Origin of the sequence: Romboutsia sp. 1001285H_161024_C4, from assembly GCF_015550185.1 — a bacterium.
Lineage (GTDB): Bacteria > Bacillota > Clostridia > Peptostreptococcales > Peptostreptococcaceae > Romboutsia_C > Romboutsia_C hominis.
Genome location: NZ_JADNAJ010000003.1, coordinates 144,857 through 166,111 on the forward strand (window position 1 = coordinate 144,857; position 21,255 = coordinate 166,111).

General features: G+C 26.0%; 24 protein-coding genes. 10 read left to right on the top strand and 14 right to left on the bottom strand.

The annotated features are described in order from the left end of the window. Positions 1–14: 14 nt before the first annotated feature. The 5 genes from I1959_RS07305 to I1959_RS07325 all read left to right on the top strand — a co-directional run bounded on the left by I1959_RS07305 (position 15) and on the right by I1959_RS07325 (position 4,500). Positions 15–797, top strand: coding sequence for an HD domain-containing protein (locus tag I1959_RS07305; RefSeq protein ID WP_330615173.1), 783 nt, complete (start codon positions 15–17; stop codon positions 795–797). Positions 798–955: 158 nt separating this feature from the next. Then, complete coding sequence (proC, locus tag I1959_RS07310) at positions 956–1,777, top strand: pyrroline-5-carboxylate reductase (protein ID WP_092925891.1); 822 nt, start codon at positions 956–958, stop codon at positions 1,775–1,777. Between the two features lie 179 nt (positions 1,778–1,956). After that, entirely contained in the window at positions 1,957–3,201 is a 1,245-nt protein-coding gene (locus tag I1959_RS07315) for a peptidase U32 family protein (protein WP_166505390.1), read from the top strand. Positions 3,202–3,393: 192 nt separating this feature from the next. Continuing rightward, positions 3,394–4,059, top strand: a complete 666-nt coding sequence (locus I1959_RS07320; protein ID WP_166505391.1) for a glucosaminidase domain-containing protein — start codon at positions 3,394–3,396, stop codon at positions 4,057–4,059. Positions 4,060–4,140: 81 nt separating this feature from the next. After that, a complete protein-coding gene (locus I1959_RS07325; RefSeq protein ID WP_166505392.1) occupies positions 4,141–4,500 on the top strand; it encodes a hypothetical protein in 360 nt (119 codons plus the stop codon). 79 nt (positions 4,501–4,579) lie between these two features. Here the strand turns inward: I1959_RS07325 and ymfI are convergent, their stop codons facing one another. Both ymfI and rluF read right to left on the bottom strand, forming a co-directional pair. Then, complete coding sequence (gene ymfI, locus I1959_RS07330; RefSeq protein WP_092925883.1) at positions 4,580–5,320, bottom strand: elongation factor P 5-aminopentanone reductase; 741 nt, start codon at positions 5,318–5,320, stop codon at positions 4,580–4,582. 77 nt (positions 5,321–5,397) lie between these two features. Next, positions 5,398–6,102, bottom strand: a complete 705-nt coding sequence (gene rluF, locus I1959_RS07335) for a 23S rRNA pseudouridine(2604) synthase RluF (RefSeq protein ID WP_092925881.1) — start codon at positions 6,100–6,102, stop codon at positions 5,398–5,400. Between the two features lie 539 nt (positions 6,103–6,641). On the opposite strand from rluF, the gene I1959_RS07340 reads away from it, so the two are divergent. Next, positions 6,642–8,042: a MotA/TolQ/ExbB proton channel family protein gene (locus I1959_RS07340; protein WP_166505393.1), complete on the top strand. Its 1,401-nt coding sequence runs from the start codon at positions 6,642–6,644 to the stop codon at positions 8,040–8,042. Continuing rightward, positions 8,032–8,655: an OmpA family protein gene (locus tag I1959_RS07345; RefSeq protein ID WP_092925877.1), complete on the top strand. Its 624-nt coding sequence runs from the start codon at positions 8,032–8,034 to the stop codon at positions 8,653–8,655. Before I1959_RS07340 ends, I1959_RS07345 begins: the two co-directional genes overlap by 11 nt. A gap of 34 nt (positions 8,656–8,689) precedes the next feature. On the opposite strand, the gene I1959_RS07350 is transcribed toward I1959_RS07345, so the two are convergent. After that, on the bottom strand, positions 8,690–9,094 hold the full coding sequence (locus I1959_RS07350; protein WP_166505394.1) for a DUF4829 domain-containing protein: 405 nt from the start codon (positions 9,092–9,094) through the stop codon (positions 8,690–8,692). A 214-nt stretch (positions 9,095–9,308) separates the two neighbouring features. On the opposite strand from I1959_RS07350, the gene deoD reads away from it, so the two are divergent. Then, positions 9,309–10,022 carry a purine-nucleoside phosphorylase gene (gene deoD / locus I1959_RS07355; protein ID WP_092925873.1) on the top strand — a complete coding sequence of 238 codons (714 nt, stop codon included), beginning with the start codon at positions 9,309–9,311 and terminating at the stop codon, positions 10,020–10,022. Positions 10,023–10,089: 67 nt separating this feature from the next. Here the strand turns inward: deoD and lexA are convergent, their stop codons facing one another. From lexA to I1959_RS07395, 8 genes are all read right to left on the bottom strand, one after another. Further along, a complete protein-coding gene (lexA, locus tag I1959_RS07360) occupies positions 10,090–10,719 on the bottom strand; it encodes a transcriptional repressor LexA (protein ID WP_092925871.1) in 630 nt (209 codons plus the stop codon). Positions 10,720–10,820: 101 nt separating this feature from the next. After that, positions 10,821–11,966, bottom strand: a complete 1,146-nt coding sequence (locus tag I1959_RS07365) for a tyrosine-type recombinase/integrase (protein WP_207733553.1) — start codon at positions 11,964–11,966, stop codon at positions 10,821–10,823. 624 nt (positions 11,967–12,590) lie between these two features. Beyond that, positions 12,591–13,544 (bottom strand): acetyl-CoA carboxylase carboxyltransferase subunit alpha, encoded by a 954-nt coding sequence (locus tag I1959_RS07370; protein WP_092925865.1) that lies wholly within the window; start codon positions 13,542–13,544, stop codon positions 12,591–12,593. Positions 13,545–13,712: 168 nt separating this feature from the next. Further along, positions 13,713–14,561, bottom strand: coding sequence for an acetyl-CoA carboxylase, carboxyltransferase subunit beta (gene accD / locus I1959_RS07375; RefSeq protein ID WP_092925863.1), 849 nt, complete (start codon positions 14,559–14,561; stop codon positions 13,713–13,715). A 13-nt stretch (positions 14,562–14,574) separates the two neighbouring features. Next, entirely contained in the window at positions 14,575–15,942 is a 1,368-nt protein-coding gene (gene accC, locus I1959_RS07380; RefSeq protein WP_195237736.1) for an acetyl-CoA carboxylase biotin carboxylase subunit, read from the bottom strand. An 11-nt stretch (positions 15,943–15,953) separates the two neighbouring features. After that, positions 15,954–16,424 carry an acetyl-CoA carboxylase biotin carboxyl carrier protein gene (accB, locus tag I1959_RS07385; RefSeq protein WP_195237737.1) on the bottom strand — a complete coding sequence of 157 codons (471 nt, stop codon included), beginning with the start codon at positions 16,422–16,424 and terminating at the stop codon, positions 15,954–15,956. A gap of 167 nt (positions 16,425–16,591) precedes the next feature. Then, positions 16,592–17,164 (bottom strand): hypothetical protein, encoded by a 573-nt coding sequence (locus I1959_RS07390; protein ID WP_195237738.1) that lies wholly within the window; start codon positions 17,162–17,164, stop codon positions 16,592–16,594. 71 nt (positions 17,165–17,235) lie between these two features. Then, the gene (locus I1959_RS07395) at positions 17,236–17,439 is read right to left on the bottom strand and encodes a hypothetical protein (protein WP_092925855.1); all 204 of its coding nucleotides are present in this window, start codon (positions 17,437–17,439) and stop codon (positions 17,236–17,238) included. 195 nt (positions 17,440–17,634) lie between these two features. Here I1959_RS07395 and I1959_RS07400 point away from each other — a divergent pair, with 195 nt between their 5' ends. Beyond that, positions 17,635–17,895, top strand: a complete 261-nt coding sequence (locus tag I1959_RS07400) for a hypothetical protein (RefSeq protein ID WP_092925853.1) — start codon at positions 17,635–17,637, stop codon at positions 17,893–17,895. A gap of 23 nt (positions 17,896–17,918) precedes the next feature. Here the strand turns inward: I1959_RS07400 and trmB are convergent, their stop codons facing one another. Continuing rightward, entirely contained in the window at positions 17,919–18,557 is a 639-nt protein-coding gene (gene trmB, locus I1959_RS07405) for a tRNA (guanosine(46)-N7)-methyltransferase TrmB (RefSeq protein WP_195237739.1), read from the bottom strand. Between the two features lie 98 nt (positions 18,558–18,655). Further along, the gene (locus I1959_RS15650; protein ID WP_271892928.1) at positions 18,656–18,787 is read right to left on the bottom strand and encodes a hypothetical protein; all 132 of its coding nucleotides are present in this window, start codon (positions 18,785–18,787) and stop codon (positions 18,656–18,658) included. Positions 18,788–19,241: 454 nt separating this feature from the next. On the opposite strand from I1959_RS15650, the gene I1959_RS07415 reads away from it, so the two are divergent. Then, the gene (locus tag I1959_RS07415) at positions 19,242–20,102 is read left to right on the top strand and encodes a YitT family protein (protein ID WP_092925847.1); all 861 of its coding nucleotides are present in this window, start codon (positions 19,242–19,244) and stop codon (positions 20,100–20,102) included. 21 nt (positions 20,103–20,123) lie between these two features. Here the strand turns inward: I1959_RS07415 and I1959_RS07420 are convergent, their stop codons facing one another. After that, positions 20,124–21,221, bottom strand: coding sequence for a leucine-rich repeat domain-containing protein (locus I1959_RS07420; protein ID WP_092925845.1), 1,098 nt, complete (start codon positions 21,219–21,221; stop codon positions 20,124–20,126). Between the last annotated feature and the right edge of the window lie 34 nt (positions 21,222–21,255).

The window sequence follows — 21,255 nt, forward strand, 5'->3', positions numbered from 1 at the left end:
AATATGTATTTAATATGAGTGATAAAAGTGGTCATATTAAAGCTAAACTTCCTTACAGAGTACCATTAGGTAAAGTTTTATCTATAAATTGTAAGAAGAATTCTATATTAGATATAGAAGAATTTGATGAAATTAAGGATTATGACCTCAAGGATTATTTACCAACAACTAAAGAGCCTATAGAAAATATACTAAATGAAATAGAAGAAATATCAAAAAAATATATAATATCTACAGAAGGTAAACTATTAAATGATTATTTTTTCAAAGATGAAGAATTTTTAAATAAATTTAAAGAAGCTATAGGTGGAGTATCCATGCATCATAATTATATAGGAGGTCTTGCTGAACACACTTTAAATGTAATGTACTTGACAAAAGTGTTATGTGAAAGATACTCTTGCAAAAGAAAAGAAATAGCAATATTAAGTGCTAAGCTTCATGATATAGGTAAATTATATGAACTTGAATACCATGGTCCATTTAAGTATACTCTACAAGGAGAATTAGAAGGACATATAGTAATTGGAGTACAAATGTTAGATAGAGCTTTTAATAATATAGATTATACATTTAGTGAAGACTTTATAAGAAGAATAAAAGGATGTGTAACTCAACATCATGGTAAAATAGAATATGGTTCTCCAAGGCCAGCTAACATGGAAGAATCATTTATAATAAATTATGCAGATTCAGTCGATGCTACTATGAATAAGATAGTTCAAATAAAAGATAATACAAGCGATGATGAATGGTCTGAGTATGATAGAAGGCTAGAAACAAAGCTTTATTTATAAAACATAAATAATTCTAAAATTAAAAACCATATGAAATTTTGTTAAAAATAAAGTCACGAGTAAAACTTGTGACTTTATTTTTTATATAATCTGCATGTAATAATATCAATGATTTGTTATACTTGTTTATATATAAATAAAAACATAAGGAGAATGATATGAATAAAAAAATAGGATTTATAGGTTGTGGTAATATGGCTAAAGCTATGATTAAAGGAATTATAAATTCAAAGCTTATTAGACCTGAAAACATATATGCGTCAGCTTTAAGTGAAAATACTTTAAATAATGCAAAAGATGAATTTAATATAAATACAACAAAAGATTCAAGAGAAGTTGTATTAAGGTCAGACATAATTGTTATTGCTGTAAAACCTAATATATATGATATAATACTTGATAATATTAAAGACGTAATAGATAATAAAATAATAGTAACTATTGCAGCTGGAAAAACTATATACTCTATAGAAAATATAATAGGCGATGATAAAAAAATAATAAGAACTATGCCAAATACTCCAGCGCTTGTAAACGAAGGTATGAGTGCACTTTGTAAAAATAAAAATATATCGGATCAAGATTTAAAAGATGTAAAGAGTATTTTTGATTCATTTGGGAAAAGTGAAGTAGTAGATGAAAACTTAATACATGCTGTTATAGGAGCGAGTGGTTCATCTCCTGCATATGTATTTATGTTTATAGAGGCTATGGCAGACTCATGCGTATCTCATGGTATGTCAAGGGATATGGCTTATAAATTTACATCTCAGGCTGTTATGGGAGCGGCTAAGATGGTATTAGAAACAAATATTCATCCAGGTGAATTAAAAGATATGGTGTGCTCTCCAGGAGGAACTACTATAGAAGCTGTAAAATCTTTAGAAGAAGAAGGTTTTAGGAAATCTATAATAAAAGCAATAGATAACTGTATTGATAAGTCAAAAAAAATGAGTAATGCTGACCTTTCTAAAAAATAAATTATAATGTATAATGAATAGTTGTATAAAATATTAATATAAGTTTTATAAATTTATATTTGGGTAAATTATGTAGAATAAAGTAGAACTACAGAGTTTAAATACCCATTATAATTATTTTATAATAAATATAAATTAATTTAATTAAAATAAAGATATAAAAGATTAAGGAGACATATATGAATAAAGTGGAATTACTAGCACCAGCAGGTGACTTAGAAAGATTAAAAATAGCTTTTACTTATGGTGCAGATGCTGTTTATCTTGGTGGAGAAATATTTGGCATGAGATCGGCTGCTAAAAACTTTACTATAGAGCAAATGGCTGAAGGTGTAGAATTTGCACATGAAAGAGGAAAGAAAGTTTTCGTTACAGTAAATATAATACCAAGAAATGAAGAATTAGACCAACTAAAAGCATATTTATTAGAATTAGATAGAATAAATGTAGATGCAGTTATTGTAAGTGATCCTGGTATATTTACTATAGTTAAAGAAACAATACCTAACATGGAAATACACATTAGTACTCAAGCTAGTACAACCAATTCATTAGCATCAAACTTTTGGTATAAAGAAGGTGCTAAAAGAGTAGTTATGGCTAGAGAATTATCATTTAAGGAAATAAAAGAAATAAGAGACAATGCTGCTGAAGATATGGATATAGAAGCTTTTGTTCATGGAGCTATGTGTATGTCATATTCAGGAAAATGTGTAATAAGTAACTATACAACAGGAAGAGATGCAAACAGAGGTGCTTGCGCTCAACCTTGTAGATGGAAATATACTTTAGTTGATGAAGTTAATCCTGGTCAGTATGAAAAAGTTGTAGATGAAATAGATTCTTCATTTTTCTTTAATTCAAAAGATTTATGTATGATAGAATACATACCACAAATAATTGAAAGTGGTATAACAAGCTTAAAAATAGAAGGTAGAATGAAAACGGCGTATTATGTGGCTACTACTGTTAGAGCATATAGAATGGCACTTGATGAATATTATAAAAACCCTACTGATTGGAAATTTAATCCTATGTGGCTAGAAGAACTCAAAAAGGGAAGTCATAGAGATTATAGTACTGGATTTTTCATTGATAGACCAAGCGAAAAAGCACACAACTATGACTCAGCTTCATATATAAGAAATTATGATTTTATAGGAATAGTTAGGGATTATGAAGAAGAAACTGGCCTTTATATAGTAGAGCAAAGAAACAAAATGAATGTGTTAGATAAAATAGAAGTTATAGGTCCATTTAAAGAAACAGTTAATGCAACAATTCTTGAAATGTACAATGAATATGGTGAAGAGATAGAATCTGCTCCACATGCAAGACAAATTGTTAAAATAAAGTTAGATGTTAAAGTAGATAAAGATTATATGTTAAGAAAACCAATTGTAAATATAAGAACAATTAAATAAAATGTAAATAAAAAGTCCTAGTATTAATTTATTAGGACTTTTTATTTACATTTTATTTGAAAAAATATATATTAAAGATTAAAGATGAAGTATATAGCAAAATTTTGTATTAAATTATATAAAGGGAATGCCAATTATAGAGTTGAATATATATTAAAACAATATTTATTGTTCAATAAGGAGAAAAATAGTATGAAATTTATTAAAGAATCTATTGTAATATGTATACTTGTAGTTTCATTTATAATATTTATATCTTCATCAAATGAGAAAGTGAACGAAAATATTAAAATAAAAAGCTATGTTCTATCTAGTACTAAGGAAAATTTAAATAAAGAAAATGTAAGGCTCATAGAAAAAAATAGAGCCTCAAATATTACCTATAAAAGAGAAGATATTACTGTTGAAAGTGGAGTAAAAAAAGAAGAACTTGAGAATGTATTTGAGAATTATAAAGGTGCATCTACTATGATTCATCTTTCAGAGGCATTTGTCGATGCCGAGGAACTTTATGGTGTAAATGCATTTACAATGGCAGCTATAGTAGCTCTTGAAAGTGGATTTGCTACATCAAGAAGAGCTGTTGAAGATAATAATTTAACTGGATTTGAAGTCTATACAGATGAATCGAAGGGAAAATTATTTTCTACTCAATATGAATCAGTCTTATATACAGCTAAGCATCTTGCTAATAACTACCTTACAAAAGGAGCTATTTATTATGAAGGGGTATCTGTAGATGATGTACAGATACATTATTGTCCTGATGAAGGAAAAAATAAGGAGTGGGAAGTAAAAGTAGATAAATTAGCTTCTGGATTCTTAGATGTATATAAAAAACTTTACGCAAATGAATAAAAATATATCTAATCTATTAGCTTATAAGAATATATATTAATCATAATATATTATATATATTTATAGATAGGAGGATAATTTATGCAACATGAAAAGGCTGAGTATATAGAGATAACATCTAGAGAATTAGATATATTAAAGTTTATAAATTTAGAACAATTTGATTTAAAAAAATGTTCTAAGCAATTTAATTTATCTTTAAATGAAATTTCACAACTAATATTAGATATTAGAAAAAAAGTAACAATAGCTATCATAGAAGATATTCCTATAAAAATAACCCAATGTGAGACAAAGGAAAAAGTAAATACTATTTGTAAATTTAGGTGCGCTATTTGCGGAAGTATTTATACTATAGATTATACAAATGAAGAAATAACATGTCCATTATGCTTTTCGAAAGAGATTATGACAAATCAAGATGCTGGTTTTCTAAAATAAATTAATTTAAAGTGTAAAATCTATGTAAAATACTTTAGATTAATTATAATCATAAATAAGTATTTTACATAGAATATATCTAATTTATTACAAATCCACCATTAGAACTTATAACTTGGCCTGTTATAAAATTTGATTTTTCACTAGCTAAAAATAAAGCTAAATTAGCTATATCCAGCGGAGTGCCTAATCTTAACAATGGAGTTTCATTTTTTAAATCCTCAATAACATCTTCATGTATACCATTTAACATATCTGTTTGTATAACTCCAGGTGCTATAGCATTAACTTGAATATTAGAAGGTCCTAATTCTTTTGCTAAAGCTTTTGTCATACCTATTAGTGCAGCTTTCGATGTAGAATATGCTACCTCATATGATGCTCCAACCATTCCCCAGATAGAAGATATATTTATTATTTTACCACTATGTTCATATAACATATATTTTACTGCAGATTTAGTAGTGTAAAAAACACTATTTAAATTTGTATTTATTATATTATTCCAATCTTCATTAGTTGTATCTGTAAACATCTTATAATCAGTTATTCCAGCATTATTTATAAGTACATCAATTCTTTCAAAAGTACCGATACAAAACTTAACCATTGCATCTGCTTCTAAAGGATTTGATATATCTGCCTTATATAAAACTACTGAATATCCTTTTGAGATTAGTTCATCGTAAAGTTCATTGGCTTCTTTTTCTGATTTATTATAATTTATTAAAACATTATATTCATTTTTAGCAAATACTTTTGCCATTTCACGACCAATACCCCTAGAGGCACCTGTTATTAAAACTGTTTTTTTATTCATATTTAGTTTTAACCTTTCTTAAGTCTATTTTAAAAGAAAAAATTTATATGATTGTAAAATCTATATAAACCTACACTTTATAATTTTTGTAATATATTATCCATTTCTTTACTTGTTAGTTTTCTCCATTTTCCAGTGGGTATTCCCTTTAAGGTTAAATCCATTATTCTCACTCTTTTTAATTTTACAACATTATACCCAAACACTTCACACATTCTACGTATTTGTCTGTTTAATCCTTGAGATAATATAATTTTAAATGTACGATCATTTATTTTACTAACATGGCATTTTTTAGTTATAACCCATTTATTATTAACAGGATTAAATATTTTAACGCCAGAACTCATTTTTTCTATAAATTTTTGATTTATATTCTTATCAACTGTAACAACATATTCTTTTTCATGATTATTTTCAGACCTTAATATTTTATTTACGATAGATCCATCATTTGTTAAAAGTATTAATCCCTCTGATGGTTTATCAAGTCTTCCAATAGGAAATATTCTTTCTGGATAGTTTATATAATCAATTATATTACCTTTAACATGACGTTCTGTTGTACATGTTATACCAACAGGTTTATTTAATGCTATATATACATTATTCTTTTTAGGAGTAATTCTTTTTCCATTAACTTTTACAATATCATTAACCTCAACAGGCTGACCTATTTTGGCTATTTTTCCATTTATAGAAACTTTTCCTTGTTGTATTAATTTATCAGCTTCTCTCCTAGAACACATTCCAGTAGAGCTAATGTAATTGTTTAGCCTCATATCGTTCTCCTTTGTTTCTTCATCTTAAATAATACTTTTAAAGTATATTACAGTTGAATATGTTAATCAAGGTACAAATGATGACTTAAATATGTTTAATTAATATAATGATAGTCTTTATATAATACATTTTTAAAATATAGGGGGATTCTTAAAAACGAATTATATAACAATATTTAAATAATAATATATGCATAAATGGCAAAAAAACTCGAGTTTATATTTTTAACTTCCTTATAAACATACGTAAACATACGAATTATATATATTTATATATTTCGATTTGAATTTATTTTTTATAGTAACAAATTACAGAAATTTTTCATAGTATTTAGTAACACTATTAAAAACTCCCTACAATAATCTTAAGACAAGAGTTATCTAGCTTTTTCAAAGATAAAACCAATAATTTAACTTAATGTAGGCTAGTTATGATAGTTAATAAAGTGACTTAGGTTTAAGTCACTTTATTTTTTTGAATTTTATTTTGGGCTAGTACATATATATAATTATATAAATATTAAGGGAGGAGAGAAGTTTTGAATAGTTTATTTATAAATATATTAACAGTTTTCTTTGTTTTAGTAATACTTATTTATAGCATTATAAATGTAATCTTAAATAAAGCTTTATATAATTATATAAATAGTGATTATATAAGTTTAAATGAGCATAACCAAAGAAGTATGAAATATAAATCTATAAAAGAGAAATATGATTTATACTTACTAGAAAATAGTCATGCTCAAGTTAATATAACTACATTTATTGAGGAAGTTTGTTCCAATTTAACATTTAAAAAAAGATATGTACTTGATAATATTAAATCGATAAAGAGCTCATCATCTAACTGTATATTGCTTGGTGTATTAGGAACATTTGTTGGACTTTCGTTAATGCTTTTAAGTATAAATACTAGCGATATAATAAATTCACTTCCTCAGACTATAAGTTCGATGCAAACTGCGTTTATAACTAGTATTTGCGGAATAGTTAGCTCTATTGTATTAAATACTATACTTTCTCGTAATGATTGTGAACAAATATTAACTATGTTTATGCTAAAATGCGAAAATTTACTAACTTCTGATGTAACTCATAATAAATCTAAAGACTTAGATAATAAAATAGAAGATGTAAAAGATACTATAAAGCAAATTAGTAAATCAATAGAATCTATAGAGAAGTTTGATGATATATCAAAAGATTTAAATAGATTTAATAAAGAATTTATAAACAGTATAAAGACGTTAGAGAACTTACTTCTAGGATCTTCAGACTCTATAAAAGTATTTGATCAAGATATTAGAAAATTAGATAAACAATTTAATATATTGAATGTAAGATTTAATAAATTATTTGATAAATATGATGTTCAAGAGGATATAAATAAAGAAATATTATTAGATATAAAGCTTACTTCTAAAAACATAAATGAGTCTGTTGAAAATCAATATAAAATGAGAGAATTTTTAAGAAGCTTATCTGCTAACTTTGCTTTATATGAAAGAACTGCTCAAGATTTATTAGTTAAGCTTGTAGACTATGAAAAAAATATATCTAATATGCAAGGTAACATAAACAAAGAGCAAATAAACCTAGATCAAACAATAAAACATTTAGCATCTGTAATAGCAATTTCAAGTCAAGATATAGATGAAAAATTGAATATGATATTTGATTACATAGAAATTTATAAAGAAGCTGTTGCTATGGATTATATGAAAGAAGATAGATATAAGACTGAAAATCAAGAAGAAATTTATGATATAGAAGAAAGTAACTCTAATTATAGTAAATCTAATGAGTTATTAAGGACTTCAGATGTATTAAGAAAGAAAAGACAAAATAAGTTCATATCTATAGATTCAAAAAAAAGAAATAAATTAAGTAAATCATCTTTAAATAAATTAATTGGAGATGGTAAAGATGATAAATAAATACAGAAGAACTATTAATAAAGAGTTTGAGAAGAGTAGCTTTTGGCCAACTTTTACAGATATGATAGCAACTGTACTAATGGTTATAATGCTCATACTTTTTAGTAGTGAATCTATAACGGGTTCAGTTGAAAAAGATTTAGCAAAAAGTATAAATGATTCAGTTAAAAACACATTAAAAGATAATGGATTAAATGTATTGATTGATGAAAAGAGCGGATTAGTAACCTTTGGAGAAAGTACATTGTTTGATGTAGATAGTTATGAGTTAAAACAAGAAGCCAAAGAAATGCTTAAAATATTTATTCCAAGGTACGTAGAAGCTCTTTATAGTAATTATGAGGGTAATATATCAAAAATAGTAATAAAAGGTCATACAGATGATGTTGGGAGTTATTTATACAATCTAGATTTATCCCAAAAAAGGGCTTATAGTGTAGCTACATTTATAGTAGGTGAGGAAATTGGAGATTATAAATATAAAGATAAGGTATTAAAGGATATCGAAGCTATAGGTAGATCTGAGGCTGAGCTTATAAAAAATACCGACGGTACTATAAATAAAGATGCATCAAGAAGAGTAGAGTTAATGTATGAAATTGATGTTGATTAACAAAAAGGTGGATATAAACCACCTTTTTATAATTTTACATATCAAAAACATCTATTAACCATTTAGAACTATGATTATCTCGGCAAAGGTATATCCAAGACTCATATGTATTATTTATATTTTTAGGAGTAGTATAATCAATTTTGTACTTAACTTTATAGATTCTAATATTGTCGATGCTTTTTTTGCTATATTTTGTGTATGATTTTAGTAAACTATTGTTTGTTTCTCGTTCTAGTGATTTTAATGTAATTTTGTCTATATAATTTAATTTAGAACTTAATAAATTAGTTTCATCTTGATCTGTAATAATTTGATTTATTTTAGATATGTCTTTTTTATTGATTGAGTTAAAATATTCATTTACAACTTCTCTAGAGCTATCATTTTTTTCTATACCTTCAGATTTTATTGTTGCTAAAAAAGAAAATATAAGCATAGGTATTAAAAGTAGTAATGCTAATGTCTGGTTACTCTTAGTTTTATTTTTTATGAAATCACCTCCTAATTAACAATTTTAATTAAGTTAATGCTTAAATTCAGGTATTTATGCCTAGAAAAGGTGCACTTAATTATAGTATACTATCATATAAGCTAAAAATAAATTATAAGTTAAAATTTGTTAATACTTAATGTTTTAAGGAGGTTAAAATATGAATAATACACCAACGGCGCACAATAATGCAAAGCTAGGAGATATAGCAGAAACTATATTACTTCCTGGAGATCCGCTAAGAGCTAAATTTATAGCGGAAAACTTTTTAGAAGATGTAGTAGAATATAACACTGTTAGGGGGATGTTTGGATATACAGGTTATTATAAAGGGAGAAGAATATCTGTACAGGGAAGTGGTATGGGTATACCATCAATAGGGATTTATTCTTATGAATTAATACACTTTTATGGAGTTAAAAACCTTATAAGAATTGGTTCAGCAGGAGCAATAAATGAAAACTTAAATTTACATGATATTGTAATAGGTATGGGTGCTTGTACCGATTCAAACTTTGCATCACAATATAATTTACCAGGTACATATGCTCCAATAGCAAGTTATAAATTACTACAAAAAGCAGTAAATATAGCTAATGATAAGGGGACTACAGTAACTGTTGGAAATATACTTTCAAGTGATGTATTTTATTCTGATACAGGACTAGGTAATTTAGAAAAATGGAAGAAGATGGGGGTTCTATGTGTAGAAATGGAAGCAGCTGGTCTTTATATGAATGCTGCTAGAGCAGGAGTTAATGCACTTACTATACTTACAATATCAGATTGTCCTTTTACAGGAGAAGAGTGTTCATCTCATGATAGACAAGTAGCATTTACAAAAATGATGGAAATCGCATTAGAATTAGCTTAAATTTTAAATCAAAAGTAAAAGATATGGTTATAATACCATATCTTTTACTTATAAATACTTAAATTTATTATAATACTCTAAACACACCTGTAACAATGCCTATAACTTGTACATCTCTGGATGTTAGAACTATTGGTTCCATAAAATCATTTTGAGGTATTAACCTAATAACATCTCCATCTTTTTCAAATGTCTTTACTGTAGCATATTCATTGTGAATAAGGGCTACTACTATTTCAGAATCAACAGCAGTATTTTTTCTATCCACAATAACATAGTCTCCATTTAAAATACCTGCATTAACCATACTATCACCTTTAACTTTTAAAACAAAGTTATTGCTACCTTTAACTAGATTAGCTGGTAATGTTATGTACTCTTCTATATTTTGTTTTGCAAGTATTGGTAACCCTGCTGTGATTTGTCCAACCAGAGGAAGATTTAGCATTTCTGGTGTAGGAAAATCTGATTCGAATCCAGCTTTATCTAAAACTTCTATAGCTCTTGGCTTAGTAGCATCTCTTCTTATATACCCTAATTTCTCAAGCTTATTTAAATGTGCATGTACAGTAGAAGTTGATTTTAACCCTACAGCATCACATGTTTCTCTAACTGATGGTGGATACCCCTTTGAGGCTATTTGATCTTTTATAAATTCTAATATTAATATTTGCTTGCTACTCAAATCTATATACATAAAATCTCTCCTTCCTAGTCAATTATTGCATTATACTTATATTGTAGCACAATGTTTCCCTTTTCTCAAACATTCGTTCCGAAATAAGAAGTATTTACTATTTAGTCTAAAGAAGTTTCTTTTTTATCATCTATCCATTCAAAATTATTTACAATATCTCTTTTAACATGTTTTTTATGTGCAGCATAAAGCTGGGTAGTAGTGACATTGTCATGATCTAATAGATTTTGTACATCATATATAGAAAAACCATTTTGAATTAGAGAAGTAGCGGCAGTAGCACGAAGTTTATGAGGGCTATAACCACTATCTCTAGATGTTTCCATAGAAATAGACGTATATTTTTTAACAAGTTGTCTGATAGCTTTTGGTGTAATTCTTTTATTTTGTAAAGATAAAAATAAAGCATCTTTGTGTTCTTCAGCCAATAATTCACTTTTTGTCCTCTCATTATAAATATAATCCTTAACAACGACTTCACAAGTATGGTTAATTGGCATCAAGACTTCTTTACCTCTTTTTCTATATATTTTAAATTCACCCCTAGAAAAGTTAAAAGAAGAAATATTTAGCTCTCTGAGCTCATTTAATCTAAGTCCATAAGTAACAAATAAAGCTAAAATAGCCTTATCACGAAGCTTAGTTTTCCTCCAATAAACTTTTTCTTTATCAGTTAATCCATAACCATTTTCAACAGAATCAAGCATTTTAGCGACTTCATCTATGTCGAGTCTTTTTATAGCATCTGGTTGAGGCTTAGGAAGTTTAATTGGATTAAAGCCATCAGTTATGTTGCTGTCTAATTGTTCATTTCTAAACATAAACTTAAATAGAGTAGAGAGAGATGATTTTTTTCTAGCAAGGGCTCTATTATTATTTTCATAAATTAAAGTTGTATCTTGGGATGTATGTTTATAGTATCTAGTACAATAATCACCTAAAAATAAGTTTACATCTCTTGCTTTTATTAAATTAAATTCTTCTAAGGTAATATCACATATTTCTTTAGCTATTGTTAGTTCTTGAGATTCAACTAAGTAATTGCAGAAAAATTTTATATCTTTTAAATATGCATGTCTAGTAGAGACAGATACAGATCCTTTTAAATAAACAAAGTAATCTTTCATAAAATTAGGCAATGATTTTTCTATTATTATACATTCTTCTATAAGATTGTTATCACGTATGACGATGTTATCTGGTTTATCTGATTTATTATGTATTTTTAATATTTTTGTATCTTTCAAAATTTACCTCCAACTATAAAATGAAAAGTTATTATAACTATAAAATATAATAACACTAGGTTTTTCGTATTTCAACTATTCCTAAAATTTAAGTATTACTTACAAATTACATTGTAAAGAGATTAAGTATAAGCATTTGAAGCTTAAAATAAAGTATATTAAATATACTTATATATTAGATGAAAAATCTTTAATATTAATGTATAAATATATCTTTAAGAAAGATAACTATAAAATGCAATATGAAAAACTATTTATAAACAAAATATATAGAAACAAAAAAAGAGTATTAGCAAATAAATATAAATTAATTAAATCTATATAAGCATAGGTACAAATTGCTAAATTTAATAAATTTATATGCATAATATTATTAATTATAATAACTATTCCCTAAATATACATTTAAAGACTAGTTAAATCTTAAAGATTTATAAATATACCACTACTTCCAATTATCAATATTAAATTTATTTTAATTTTTATTATTAATATTAATTTAATAAATCTGCATGCATAATAGATAAATTTGTTAAATGAATTTATATTAGTGTATTTTTTTATAATACAAAATAAAATATACCTATATAATTAAATTTATCATATAGGTATATTTTTTTAAATCTACAAGCATTTTCCGATTTTTCTATATTTATCATATCTTTTAGAAACTATTTCAGCTTCAGTAAGTTTTTCATAGTAATCAAGTCTATCTAATATAAATTCTTTTATTTTGTTAGCTACTAAATCCACATCTTCTTGAGCACCGTTTAATGGCTCTTTTATAACTTTATCAATTATACCAAGCGCATATAAGTCTTTACTAGTAAGTTTCATTACTTCACTAGCTTCTTTAGCTTTAGAGGAATCTTTAAATAATATGCTCGACAGTCCTTCAGGAGAAATTACCGAGTAAACTGAGTGTTCCAACATACATACATCATTTCCAATACCAATTCCGAGTGCTCCTCCACTTCCCCCTTCCCCGATTATAAAGGATATGATAGGTACTTTAAGTTTACTCATTTCAAGTAAGTTTTTTGCAATAGCTTCACTTTGACCACGTTCTTCAGCTTCTATACCACAAAATGCCCCCGGTGTATCTATAAATGTAATTATAGGTCTTTTAAATTTTTCAGCTTGTTTCATAAGCCTAAGGGCTTTTCTATATCCTTCTGGATGAGGCATCCCAAAGTTTCTTTTAATATTTTCATGAACATCATTTCCTTTTTGATGACCTATAATGGTAACCTTAAAATTATTTATATTGCCTATTCCTCCGATTATAGATGAATCATCTTTAAACAGCCTATCTCCATGAAGTTCTATAAAATTAGAGAAAATTCTATCAACGTAATCTTTTGTTGTAGGTCTTTTTATATCTCTACTTAAACAAACTTTTTCATAAGGTGATAAATTAACATTAGCTTCATCTTTTAATTTACTTAGTTTTTCTTCCAATTCTCTTATTTGATTACTTAAATCTATTTGATTAGATTTGGATATTTCAGTTAAATTATTTATATCTGCCTTTAATTTCTGTATTTTTTTATTTATCTCAATAGTATTTATATCCATTCTATTCCTCCATAAGTATTTATATCCATTCTATTCCTCCATAGAAATATCTTAAATTAAATTTTTATATATTCAACTTAAATGTAAATATTCATTTATTTAATATTTATTTCTAAAAAATTAACGAATAAATTTTTTGTATTTATTCGCTAATTTATATCTATTTATTTAATGTAGTGAAAGTATAGTATATAATGTATCTTTTAAATATTTTCTATTAACTATCTTATCTATAAATCCATGCTCTAGTAAAAATTCAGAAGTTTGGAAATTATTAGGAAGCCTTTGATTTATAGTTTGTTCTATAACCCTCTTACCTGCAAAGCCAATTAATGTATTTGGTTCAGATAAAATTATGTCTCCAAGCATAGCAAAACTAGCACTAACACCGCCAGTTGTAGGGTGTGTTAATAAACTTATATATAATAATCCTTTTTCCTCGAGCTTAGAAATGGCCTGAGAAGTTTTAGCCATTTGCATTAATGATACCATTCCTTCTTGCATTCTAGCCCCTCCTGAGGCCGTACAAATAATTATATGAAGATCATTACTAGCTGCATATTCTATAGAATATGTTATCTTATCACCAACAATACTGCCCATACTTCCCATCATGAAATCTGGATTCATTACACATAAAACTATTTTTATTCCATTTACACTACAAGTGCCACAAATAACAGCTTCATCTTCTTTAGTTTTTTCCTTGTAATTATTAAGTTTATTTAAATAATTCGGAAATTCTAATGGATCCTGAATGTCAATTTTAAACATAAACTCTTTAAAAGTACCATTATCAGAAATTAAACTTATTCTATCTCTAGCTTTAATACTATAATGTGTTTCGCATTTTGGACATATATTTAAATTATCTTCTATATCTTTTTTAAAAACATGATCATTACAACCTTCACAATATATCCAAAATTTATCATCTACACTATTCTTTTTAAATTTATTATCCAGAGAAACTGTGATATATTTAGTTTCTTTAGATGGTAAAAATTTTTTAATCATAATGATTTCTCCCTTATATAGTTGTTGCTATCTGCGTATTTCCCAGAAATTCATTTTCAATAAATTTAGTATAATGCCTATCTTCTAAGAAAGCTTCACTATTTATAAGTGATTTTTGAAAATTTATATTAGTTCTCACACCTTCTATAATTATTTCATCTAACGCTCTATTTATTTTTTTTATACACTCTTCTCTACTCTCTGACCAACAAATAAGCTTACCTATCATAGAATCATAAAGAGGAGGTATAGTATATCCACAGTAAACAAAGGTATCAAACCTTGTTCCAAATCCGCCAGGTATGTTTAGTGATGTTATTTCACCAGGACATGGTTTAAATTCTTCTTCTGGTATTTCAGCATTTATTCTACATTCAATAGCATGTCCTTTAAATACTATCTCTTCTTGATTAAAAGGTATAGGCTTATTATCAGCAATTAAGATCTGAAGTTTTATAAGATCTATTCCTGTAATCATTTCCGTAACAGGATGCTCTACTTGTATTCTTGTGTTCATTTCTATGAAATAAAAATTTTTGTGTTTATCTATTATAAATTCTATTGTTCCTGCACCTATATAATTAATTCCTTTTACGATATTAACAGCACTTTTATATAAATTATTCTTCTCTTCTTCACTTAAGTAGTTAGAAAGTGATTCTTCTAGTACTTTTTGATTTTTCCTTTGCATAGAACAATCTCTTCCACCCAAATGTATTACATTTGAAAATTTATCTCCAAATACTTGAACTTCAATGTGTCTAGGATTTTCTATGAATTTTTCCATATATAAATCACTACTTCCGAATGATGCTAAAGATTCAGAACTAGCTATATCAAAACTTGAAAACAGTTCGTCTTGCGTATAGACTATTCTCATACCTTTCCCACCGCCACCATTAGAAGCTTTTATAATTACTGGATAACCGATCTTATTTGCTACTTCAAAAGCTTCTTCTTTGTTTTTTAGTACTCCATCAGAACCAGGAACTACCTTTATACCTAAACTAATAACAGTTTCACGAGCTCTAGATTTATCACTCATTAAAACCATTTGTTTTTTACTTGGTCCGATAAAAATAATATTATTTTCTTCACATTTTCTAGCAAATTCATGATTTTCTGATAAGAATCCAAATCCAGGATGTATAGCATCACATTCAAGTTTAAGAGCTAAATATATTATATTATCTATATTATTATAACTTTTTGAGATATTATTAGGCCCAATACATATTGATTCATCAGCCAGATATCTATGTAAACACTCACTATCTGCTTTAGAGTATATAGCAACTGTTTTTATGTTTAGTTCTTTGCAAGTTCTGATTATTCTAACAGCTATATCTCCTCTATTCGCAACTAATATCTTTTTAATCATAATATACCTCCTTATAATGGCCTAATTTTAAATAAAGGTTGATTGTACTCTACTAATTCTTCACTTTCAACCAATATTTCTACTATTTCACCTTCTATTTCACTATTTATTTCATTCATAAGCTTCATTGCTTCTAATATACATAGCTTATCTCCTTCTTTAACTATATCGCCAATATTTACAAAACTTTTTTCATTAGGACTTGGCGATGGATAAAATGTTCCCATTAAAGGAGCTTTTACTATATATAAATTATCTTTATTTTGAGAGTTTTCATATTCATTAATATTTTCATGATTTATACTTTCTAATTCTATTTCTTCGCTATTTTTTAAAGTGTCTTTTTCATTTTTAATATTATTTTTTAAAGAACTATTTTTTTTTGATACTTCTAGTTTTAGTTCAGCATTTTCTAATTTTACATATTCTAAACTTGTATTATCTATAGCCTTTAAAAGTTCCTTTATTTCATTTATTTTCATATAATTTTACCCCCCTTATATTATTACCAGGTACTAATATTATATCATAAAAAATAACTTTGTAAACAGATTTAATCTCATTTAAGTTTTTGCATTAAATTATGAATCTATATCATTTTATATAAACAAAAAAAGATACTAATTTAATAAATTAGTATCTTTTTTTCTTAATTTAAGTTTTTACCGATATCTATTATTTCTTCTTTAGATAAACCTGTAATATCAACAATAAACTCTATATCAGCATTTTTCAGTAAAAGTTCTAATGCTATCTCCTTTTTTGTATTCATTAAAATTAAATCCATATCATTACTGCTTAACAGACAATTATTTTTAATGCACTCATCATCACTATCAATCTCCTTATATTCTTTAAATACATTATCCATAAAAACATTAAATAATATAAATAAAGCAGGTATTAAAAAATATATCCTAGCTCCAATAAAACCTATAATGACATTTAATGAAATAAAGATCAGATTTAATTTTTCTAAATTATTATTTAAAGGTTCTTTGTCAGTGCCATATCCCTTTATTATAGATAATATAAAAGTTGTTATGCATAAAGGTAATAAGAGATAACTAGATACTATTTCAAAGAAATTCATAGTATCAAAAAACACAGAAATATTATTATATGTACATATAAATCCTTTTAAATATGCATATACACATGCCATTATTCCCAATATGGCTCCAAGGGCTTGAGTATACCAATTTATAAATCGTAAATTCATAATATCCCCCCCAGATATCTATATATAATAAATATGCTATTTATTATTTGAATATCTCTATATTATATAAATTACTTAATTAAATTATAAGCTGTAGTTAATATTTTTATATTATATAGATTATCTTGAAGTTGTATTAAATCATTAGTTAATTTTTTAGCTTCATTAATATCTCCTATATCTATACATTTGTATATTTTTTTTAGTATAATAAGTTCATTTTCCTTTAATATATTTTCGTTATTATTATTAAGATTATGATTATATATACACATTTTAAACTCCTTTAATTAATTTAGTTATATTAATTATTATTTAATATGTTTATTTTTATACCAAATAGTATTATAATTAAATTTATGTATATTAAAAATTAGTACATAACCATCAATATCATAAGCTAATGATTAAATATACTTTGTATGGAAATACTATAAAATAAATCCACTGAGTTAAGGGGAGTTTTGAATATGTTAGACACTATAGAATTTATATTAAAGATTTTATTTTTAATTTTATCTATTGTTTGGATTGGAAAAATCATGGTTTTAAGAAGCGATAAGCAAATCGTTATAAATCCACTACTTATAGGAATATCTGCAATACTTTCAGTACTACCTCATCATTCAAATACTGAGTTACAGTCAACAAGAATTATCTTATACATACTATATTTGTTAGTTGTATGTTTGGGATTATATACTATGAGAAGAAAAAACGGAATATTTTAAAAAATAAGAGGTGATATCACCTCTTATTTTTTTCTAGCTTCACATCTAAATATTTTCATTCCATAAGACATAAATTTATCTTCATATTCTGTTGTTACATTTTCAAATTCACTATTTGCTAAGTCTAGAGATATATTTTTTAATTTCCAGTTGTTATCAGTGATTTCATTTAAACTAAATTCAAATAAATTTTCATTATCAGTTTTAAAATGTATCTCTCCATCATCATTTAAAATTTCATTATACATATTTAAAAAGTTTTTATGTGTAAGTCGTCTCTTTGCCCATCTTTTCTTTGGCCAAGGGTCACAAAAATTTATATAAATTCTAGATAGTTCTTCTTTTTCAAAATAATCTAATATATTAGCTGCATTTGCCCATGCAAATAAAATATTATCTAAGTTATTTTCTATAGCCTTTTCCACAGCCTTTAATAGAACTTCTTCTTTTATTTCAAAAGCTATGTAGTTTATATTAGGATTTTCTTTAGCTAAAGTGGTTAAAAATTTTCCTCTACCTGTACCAAATTCTACATGTATAGGATTATTATTTTCAAATCTTTTATTCCATTTTCCTTTAAATTGTTCTATGTTATCTTTTAGTACATAATTTTCATAGCTTAATAATTTTATATCTGCACCCTTTACTTTTCTTCTTCTCATAAGTTGCTCCTTGCTTTATACTTTATTATCTATTAATAATACATTAATTTTAGTAAAAAATAAAGAGTATTAGCATTTGCTAATACTCTTTTTAGATATTAATGTCCGCAACCAGAGCATCCTCCACCGCATCCATTATCATCTTTCATATTTTCAGGTATAACTTTGAAGCCGTATCCTGTATCTTCTATAACTATATCTCCATACTTAGTATAGTCATCTTTACTCATTATAAAATGTAATCCATCTACATCGTATTGTAAGTCATCAGCCTTTTGCTCATCCAGAGCAATTCCAAATGATGGACCCCCTCAGCCTATACCTGCAAAGTATACTCTTATATTATGAGGTCTGTCTTGATTATCTTTTAATATGTCTTTTAGCGTATCTACCGCTGTTTGTGGTAAAGTAACCTTCATATAATCATTTCCTTTCAATTATTAAATTTATATATATTATATACTTTTATTGTGTATATAATCAATTAAATTTTACAAAATATACTAGAAATTAATAAAAATATATCATTTAAATTATATAAATTTATTTATATTATACCCTTTGATATCAATAATAAACGAAATTTATTTTACTATATAATTATTATACTTTATATACTATGTATTTACTGTTATAATATATAAATGTGATAAAATTTGACAATTTAATATAATGGGGGTAAAAATGAAAAAGGAAAATTCTAAGTTACTTGTAGAAGCTTTTGGATTAATATTAGGGTGTATATCTATGAGTATAGGTATTAATATGTTCTTAAAGCCACACACAATAGCACCTGGAGGACTTAGCGGCCTTTCTGTAGTATTAAGTAAGGTTACGGGCATGTCAGTATCTTTTATAATGTTAGCTATAGGTGTTCCTCTAGTTATATTTTCATTTAAAATACTTGGAGGAAAAAATTCTATAAAAACCTTAATAGGTACAGTTATGTTTTCTATTATAGTAAATTTAATGGCTCCAATTTCTGACCTAATTGTGACAAATGATTTATTATTATCAGCTATATCAGGTGCTATACTACTAGGTATAGGTATAGGTATAATGTTTAGAGCAGATGCTTCTACTGGTGGTACTGATTTAATTGCACTTATACTTAGCAAAAGGTTTAAAGGTATTAAGCCTACACAATTTATGGTATGTTTAGATGCTTTTGTAGTTATATCTTCAGGAATTGCTAGTAAAAATATTGAAATTGCTCTTTATTCTGCTATAGCACTCTATACAATGGTCAAGGTAGCAGATGCAATAATGGAAGGATTTGATTACTCTAAAGCTTTCCTTATAATATCTAAAGAAGCGGAGAGCTTAAAAGAAGTTATAACTAATGATTTATCTAGAGGTGTTACTATATTAAATGGTAGAGGTGGATATACTGATGATAAAAAAGAAGTACTTTTAGTAGTGGTTCCTAGAAATCAAGAAGTTCACTTAAAAAGATTGGTTAAATTGAAAGATCCCAATGCATTTATAATAGTTAGTAATGTTCATGAGGTATTAGGAGAAGGATTTAAAGTTTTAGAAAGTTAAAGCGGTATGTAAATACCGCTTTTATTTTTTATATACCCTAGAATCTATGATTATTTCTCCTTTTTGTGATAAATTACATATAACTAAAGATGGTGTTGTGTACTCATAGCCATTTAAAAATGGAAAAAGTAATGTATATCTTCCTTTTTTTAAATTCTTAAACTCATATGATCCATTTTCATTGGTTAATGAATAAGCTTTATTACCATTACTATCTATAATGGTAATAGTTTTTTCTTTTAATGGTATACTTTTAGTATTAGTACCTGCTTCTTTATTTACTACAAATAAATTTCCAGATATTCTTGATAATGAACTTATTTTAACTATATTGTCAGGCTCAAAAACACTTAAAACATTTTTTATCTTTAAATTTATTTGTTGGATTATTGTACCACTTAATATAGTAGATTTTGAAAATGGAATTTCATGATAAAAATCAGCCTTTAACAAACAATTAGAAAGGATATTTTTTATCATTACTTTAGAAATTGAATATAATATAGAAGGTCTTTTATCTGTTTTAATCGAATTATAGTTACCTCTTACCTGGACATTGTCTAATAACACTATAGTTTCATCACTAAAATGAATTGGACTATTAAAAATATAGTCTTGACCTTTATAAACAGTTACAGGATTTAGCATTATATACTGATCGCTAGCTATAATTTTAATATTATCAGATCTAATAGAATCTAAAAAAGTTAAATCTTGAATTTGATTATTTGAAATATTTAATATCTGTAACTCTGTAAGATTAGCTAAATTGCTTATTTCGGATATATTGTTACTATCTAATCCTATAGATTTTAAATTTACCAAATCACTCAAAAAGCTAACATCTTCAATTTTATTTTCTGATAACTCTAATGTATTTAAATTAACTAACTTAGAAAGTAAAGAAGCATCCCTTATCTCGTTTCTACATAAATTGAGATGTTTTAAATTGACTGCATGCTCTATCCCTTTTAAACTTGATATATTTTTATCTGATAAGTCTAATTTTTCTAATAACTTTAGTTCATTTTTTGTAACATTAAAATTTTCTACACCTAATGTACTAGATATAGCATACTTTAAATGATCATCTATCCAATTATCATTCAAATCTTTCATAAAAATTTCATCTCCTTATTATAGATGTTAAATT